4 protein-coding genes and 1 pseudogene are annotated in these 6,525 nt (G+C 64.6%); 3 read left to right on the forward strand and 2 right to left on the reverse strand.

Translation table 11 applies throughout. The features are described 5' to 3' along the window. Window positions 1-24 precede the first annotated feature (24 nt). On the forward strand, window positions 25-2,796 hold the full coding sequence (locus ACODSV_RS30380) for an ATP-binding protein (RefSeq protein ID WP_150056476.1): 2,772 nt from the start codon (window positions 25-27) through the stop codon (window positions 2,794-2,796). Here ACODSV_RS30380 and ACODSV_RS30385 read toward each other — a convergent pair. Then, entirely contained in the window at window positions 2,743-4,248 is a 1,506-nt protein-coding gene (locus tag ACODSV_RS30385) for an ATP-binding protein (protein ID WP_150056475.1), read from the reverse strand. The two genes, ACODSV_RS30380 and ACODSV_RS30385, sit on opposite strands and share 54 nt — an antisense overlap. A 95-nt stretch (window positions 4,249-4,343) precedes the next feature. Continuing rightward, the gene (locus ACODSV_RS30390; protein WP_041160963.1) at window positions 4,344-5,294 is read right to left on the reverse strand and encodes a GlxA family transcriptional regulator; all 951 of its coding nucleotides are present in this window, start codon (window positions 5,292-5,294) and stop codon (window positions 4,344-4,346) included. Between the two features lie 180 nt (window positions 5,295-5,474). Between ACODSV_RS30390 and ACODSV_RS30395 the strand changes: the two genes are divergently transcribed. After that, entirely contained in the window at window positions 5,475-6,197 is a 723-nt protein-coding gene (locus ACODSV_RS30395; RefSeq protein ID WP_024076068.1) for a pirin family protein, read from the forward strand. 144 nt (window positions 6,198-6,341) lie between these two features. After that, window positions 6,342-6,525 (forward strand): annotated as a pseudogene (locus ACODSV_RS30400) (hypothetical protein); the annotation flags it as partial.

Below are 6,525 nucleotides of genomic sequence, written 5' to 3' on the forward strand. Positions count from 1 at the left end.
TGTCTTTTCAGGGCCTGCGCCAGCATGAATGACCTCAGCGACCAGGCCGTACACTTCGGCCCGTACCGCATTCACCCGCACCAACGCCTGGTGCTGGAGGCCGGCCGCCCATTGCGCCTGGGACGGCGCGCGGTGGACATTCTGCTGATCCTGCTGGAGCAGGCCGGCAATGTGGTGAGCAAGCAGGAACTGATCGCGCGGGTCTGGCCGAAAAGCGTGGTGGAAGACGGCAACCTGCGGGTGCATATGGCGGCGTTGCGCAAGGCCTTGGGCGATGGCCAGGCCGGGCAGCGCTATATCGTGACGGTAGCCCAGCGCGGCTACAGTTTTGTCGCCCCACTGAGCATCGAGCCGATGACCCTGCCCACCGACGGCCCTCCCCACAGCCAGGGCCACAACCTGCCGCTGCGGCGTACACGAATGATCGGCCGCCAGGCGCTGATCGACGCGCTGGTGCAGCAATTGCCGCAACAGCGTTTCATCACCCTGACCGGCGCCGGGGGTATCGGCAAGACCACCGTGGCGCTGCGGGTCGCGGAGCTGCTGATCGGGCACTACGCCGATGGCATTCGCCTGCTGGACCTGGCGCCCCTCAGTGCGCCGTCGATGATCCTGCCCAACCTCGCCGCCCTGCTCGACCTGACGCTTACCGAGCATGAGCCGCTGCTCGCCCTCGCGCGCAGCCTGCACGAACGTCAGTTGCTGCTGGTAATCGACAACTGCGAGCACCTGCTCGATGACATGGCCCTGATCTGCGAAACGTTGCTGCGCCATGCGCCCCACCTGCATATCCTCACCACCAGCCGCGAAGCCCTGCGCGCCGAGGGTGAGTATGTGCAACGCCTGGAGCCCCTGGCCTGCCCGCCCGCCACTGGCAACCGTGCCCAGGCCCTGGGCTACCCGGCCCTGCAACTGCTGATCGAACGGGCCATGTCCCATCAGGACAGTTTTGAACTGAGCGAAGCCGAACTGCCCCTGGCCATTGACATCTGCCAGCGCCTGGACGGCATTCCGCTGGCCATCGAGTTGGTAGCGGCGCAAATCGAACGCTTCGGCTTGCCACGCCTGCTGGTGCAAATGGAAGACAACTTCCGCCTGCTCACCCGTGGCCGGCGCAGTGCGCTGCCCCGCCAGCAAACCCTGCGCGCTACGCTGGACTGGAGCTTCGACCTGCTCACGCACTGCGAGCAGATTTGCTTGCGCCGCCTGGCGGTGTTTCGTGACGGGTTCAGCCTGGCCAGCGCGGCGGCAGTGATCGCCGGGGAGCCGATTGCCCCGGCCGAGGTACTCGGTTCGATCAGCCAACTGGTGGCCAAGTCCCTGCTCAACGTGGAGCCCGGCGATGACGAGGTGGTGTACCGCCTGCTGGACATTACCCGCACCTATGCCCTGGAAAAACTCAGCCAGGCCGATGAACTCGACACCACCCGCGAGCGCCACGCCGCGCGCTGCCTGGTATTGATGGAGCAGGCGCGGGAGGACTGGGAGCGCACGGCGACCCAAGCCTGGATCGACCGCTACGCACCGCTACGCGAAGACGTCCGCGCCGCCCTCGATTGGGGCTTGGGCGACCAGGGCACGCAGCAGTTGGGCATTTGCCTGACGGTCAGCGCAATGCCGCTGTGGCAGGAATTATCCCTGCTGCGCGAGCACAGGTTCTATGTGGGCAAGGCGCTGGTATTGATGCAGCAGTCGAGCGCGCCCTGCACCCAGTTGATGATGCAACTGCAATTGGCCTTGGGCAGCCTGTCCTATCACGCCCTGGGTGGGGCGCCCCAGACGATCGCCGCCTTCGAGCAGGCCAGGCAGTTGGCCGAAGCGCGTCAGGACGTTGCGGGCCAATTGCGGGCCGTGTCCGGGCATATGGCGGTCAACCTGTGTGCCGGTCACTACCGCGAAGCCCTGGAACAGAGTGTGCAGTTCGATCGCCTCGACCCACGTACCGACCCGCTGCTGGACCTGAGTGCCCAGCGCCTGCGAGTACTGGCGCAGCATTTTGCAGGCAACCAGACACTGGCCCTGCACAATGCCGAACAGGTGATCCAGCGCATGGCCCACAGCGGCCATCTCAATCGGTTCACCCATGGCTTCGGCGTGCAATACGACCAGAGCGTCGCCTCACTGACCGTGCTTGCCCGCATCCAATGGCTACGCGGGGCTCCCGAGCGCGCCTGGCGGACCGCCAGCCAGGCGCTGGAGCTGGCCTTGCAGATCAACCATGGCACCTCGATCTGCTACACCCTGGCCCTGGCCGGTGTGGTGATCGCCCGCTATAACGGCGATGGCGCGGCCGCACAGGCATTGCAGGCACTGCTGTTACAGCATGCCCAGCGCCATTCGGCCCAGCTGTTCCAGACCTGGGCGGCGCACTATGCCGACGGGCCAGGCCAAGGGGATTTGAACGGCCTCGGCCTGGTCAAGGACATCATGATTACACTGGGCGTTGCGACGGTGGACGAACCCGCGGTCGAGCGGGTGCGCAGCGGTGCCGCCGGCTGGTGCGCGCCGGAATTGCTGCGGGTTCGCGCGCAGGCGTTGCTGCACCAGGACGCACCCGACGCCGCCGAAACCCTGCTGTTGGAAGCCCTGGGCCTGGCGCAACAACAAGGCGCCCTGGCCTGGGAGATGCGCACTGCGGAGTCGCTGGCGCGACTGTGGCAAAAACAAGGTCGCCGGCAGGCCGCTCGCGAACTGCTGGGTGGGGTTTACGCGCGATTCACCGAAGGTTTTGCCAGCCAGGACCTAATCCGCGCACGCAGCCTGCTCGACGAGTTGCAGGACCAACGGCCGGCCTGAAAACGGCCCCAGGTAATGCCCATAACCCTGCTGCAAACGCGCCACCTGCACCGGGTCGCGCAGTTGCATCAACGCGTAGCTGCGCACGCTGTTAAGCAAGCGATAGCGCTGCGCACCCGGACCGGGCTCGACCGTCAGCAACGAAGTGGCGACCAGACGCCCCAGCAGGTACCCCAGGTCGGCGTGTTCCAACTCGGTACCCGCGACCAGCCTGGCAAGGGTCGGCAAGGTCACCGCCATCTTGAACAAACCCAATTGCAGGAACAGCCAGCGCTCCGGCAGGCTCAGGCGCTGGTAGGTCCAGTCCAGGGCCGCGGCCATGGAGCGGTGCCGTTCAACCGCCGTGCGCCGGCCCCGGGTCAGCACCTGCAAGCCGTTGCGCAATTGCGCCTGCACACCGTGCACCCCCAAGGCATCGACCTGGGCAGCCGCCAGTTCGAGGGCCAAGGGAATACCATCCAGACGCCGGCAGATATCACGCAGCGGTGCCAGGTCCTGGGGCCGCAGCGCAAAGCCCTGCTGACTGGCCCGAACCCGAGCGACAAACAGTTGCACGGCCGGGTACATCATTGCCTGCTCGACACTGGCCCAGGCATACGGCATCGGCAATGCCAACCGGGGCACGCGTTGCACCCATTCGCCAGGGACCTGCAAGGCCTCACGACTGCTCACCAACACCGTCACCCGAGGCGCCCGCTCAAGCAGCGTGCGCACCAGATGCCGACAGGCGGCGAGCAACAGGTCAGCGCCATCCAGCACCAGCAGCAATTGGCGTGAAGCCAACTGGCGCGCCAGTTCACGGGCGTTATTGCAGGCTTCAAGACCCAGCGTTCGGGTCACGTGGCGGAGCATTTCCATCGGCGCCTCGACCGTCGCCAGGTCCACCCACCACACGCCATCGCCGTAGCGCGGCAGCACGCGCTCGGCCAGTGCCAGCGCCAAGGTGCTTTTGCCCACGCCGGCGCTTCCGGTCAACGTCATCAGGCGTTGCCCGGACAGGCGCCGCACCAGCACGCCCAGCAACTCATCGCGACCGATCACCGCGCTGAGCCGCACGGCCAGATTGTGCCTCGGTGTAGTCGCGGCCACGGTGCCCTGCCCCGGCGCCACGAAGCAATACCCGCGTTGGGGGTCGTTGAGGATATAGCGCTGGCCATCCAACGCCCGGCGCAAGGCCGCGATATGCACGCGCAGGTTGTTCTGCTCGACCACGCTGCACGGCCAGACCCGCGCGATCAGGGTGTCCTTGCTGACAAACTGCCCAGGGGTTTCCAGCAGCACCGCCAGGATATCCAGGGCCCGCCCGCCCAGCGGCACCGGCCAGCCAGACTTGCTGACCAGGCGTTGTTGTCGGTGAAACGTGTAGGGGCCGAAGCTCACCGAGTGCGGGTTGTTCATGTCCGTAACAGCGCTGAAACACCCGAGCTTGGGCGTCTGCGCCTCCTTTTCCATGGGCCTGGCGTTATCTTGCCAGCTACCCGTGACAGGACAATGCTGGCACAGGGAGCGTCACGGACATTCAGGTGCGCGAGACGGACATCCTGTCGTTAACTGAACTGTTGTCGGTATTGGGTGGGGTTGAGGCCGAGCTTTTCAGTGAACAGAAAACGCATATGCCGCACGCTGCCGAAACCGGCGTAGAAGGCCACGGTCTTGAGCGGCAGGTCGGTGGTTTCCAGCAAATGCCGCGCGCGGTCGATGCGCGCGCCTTGCAGGAAGGCCATGGGCGTCATCTGCACCTCCTTGGTAAACAGCCGCGCAAAATGCCGGGCACTCATGCCCGCCAGCGCCGCCATCGACTCGATGGTGTGTGGCTGATCCAGATGGGCCAGTACCTGGTTCTGCACACGGGTAATCGCGGTTTCAAGGGGCGACACGGCGGCGGTCATCGGGCTGAACTGAGCCTGGCCGCCCTGGCGTTTCATCACCACCAGCAGCACCTTGGCGACTTCCACTGCCACCTGTTTGCCATGGTCCTGGGCTACGACCGACAGCGCCAGGTCGATACCGGCCGTGACCCCACCCGACGTAATCAAGCGACCGTCCTGCAGGTAGATGCGGTCAGTCTCGACGATGGCCTGGGGGAAGGCTTTGATCAAGCGGTCGGTGTAGTGCCAGTGGGTGGTCACCCGGTGGCCGTCGAGCAACCCCGCATGCCCCAGCACAAAGGCGCCGGTGCAGATCGAACCGAAACGCCGCGACCGAGGTGCAGCGGCTCGCAGCCAGGGCAGCAAGTCGGGATGGCATTCGTTATAGGCACCGGGGCCGCCGGGCACCAGCAACAGGTCGTAGGCATCGTGCGCCTGCTCCAACAGCAGGTCGGGCTGGACGACGACGCCGTTGGACGCGCGCAGCGGGCCGGGTTCGGTGCCCAGGGTAAGGATCTGGTAGTGCTGCGCCGGCGGCAGGTAGCGGTTGGCAATCGAAAACACTTCAAGCGGCCCGGCCATGTCGAGCAGGAGGAAGTCCGGAAACAGCGCCATGGCCACGGTTTTCATCACGAGAGACGTCCATCGGAAAAGAATGCGGCCGGCATTATGGCACGTCTTTTACTGTCAACCCATATGAGACAGTTATTCAGTTTTTAGCTTCTTAATGAATATTTCGGTAACCAGTAATCTTCTTCTCAACGCAAGCGCCCTGCATGTCGCAGCCCGCGCTCACTTGAGGACACCACCATGCTGACCCTTCGCAAAGCTTCCGAACGCGGCGCCGCCAATCACGGTTGGTTGAAGTCGTTCCACACCTTCTCGTTCGCCAACTACTGGAACCCCAAGGAACAGGGTTTCTCCGACCTGCTGGTGATCAATGACGACCGCGTCGCCGCCGGCAAAGGCTTCGGCCAGCACCCGCACCGCGACATGGAGATTTTCTCCTATGTGCTCGAAGGCGCCCTGGAGCACAAGGACACCCTGGGCACCGGCTCGGTGATCCGCCCCGGCGATGTGCAACTGATGAGCGCCGGCCGCGGCGTGGCCCATAGCGAGTTCAACCACAGCCAGACCCGTGGTGTGCACTTCCTGCAGATCTGGATCGTGCCGAACGTGGCCGGCGCCGAGCCGCGCTATCAGCAGGAACACTTCAGCGAAGCACAGAAACGTGGGCGCCTGCAGTTGATCATCTCGCCGGATGGCGCCAAGGGTTCACTGCATGTACGCCAGGATGCGCGGGTGTATGCCGGGCTGTTCAACGGCGATGAAAGCGCCAGCCTGGACCTGGCGCCAAACCGCCACGTGTACATCCATGTGGCCCGCGGCAGCGTGGAGATCAATGGCCAGCGCTTGCAGGAAGGCGACGGTGCCCGAGTACGTGACGAGCGCCAGATCCGCATAAGCCAGGGTGAGGATGCCGAGGTGCTGGTGTTTGACCTGCGCCCTCAAGAACAGCCGCAGATGCCATGACGGCCCTTGATGGCCCGCCCATGCGGGCCATCGCCGGCGTCGATAGTCACCATCAGCCCAATGAAGTTCTCTTAAAAAATGCAACGCGTAACATCAAACCCATACCCGGCAACACCCCAACTAAAACACTTGGAGCACACCATCATGAAACGCCAACTCTTGCTTAGCCTCGCTTTCTCGGTACTCGCTGCAAACGCTTTTGCCCACCCAGTCGTCGCTGAAGGTGGCTCGGATCGCCTGAATGCCAACCGCGTCGCCGAAGGCGGGGCCGACCGCCTGAATGGCAACCGTGTCGCTGAAGGCGGTGCTGACCGTCTGCAAGAACGCG

The organism is Pseudomonas sp. FG86, assembly GCF_057808775.1.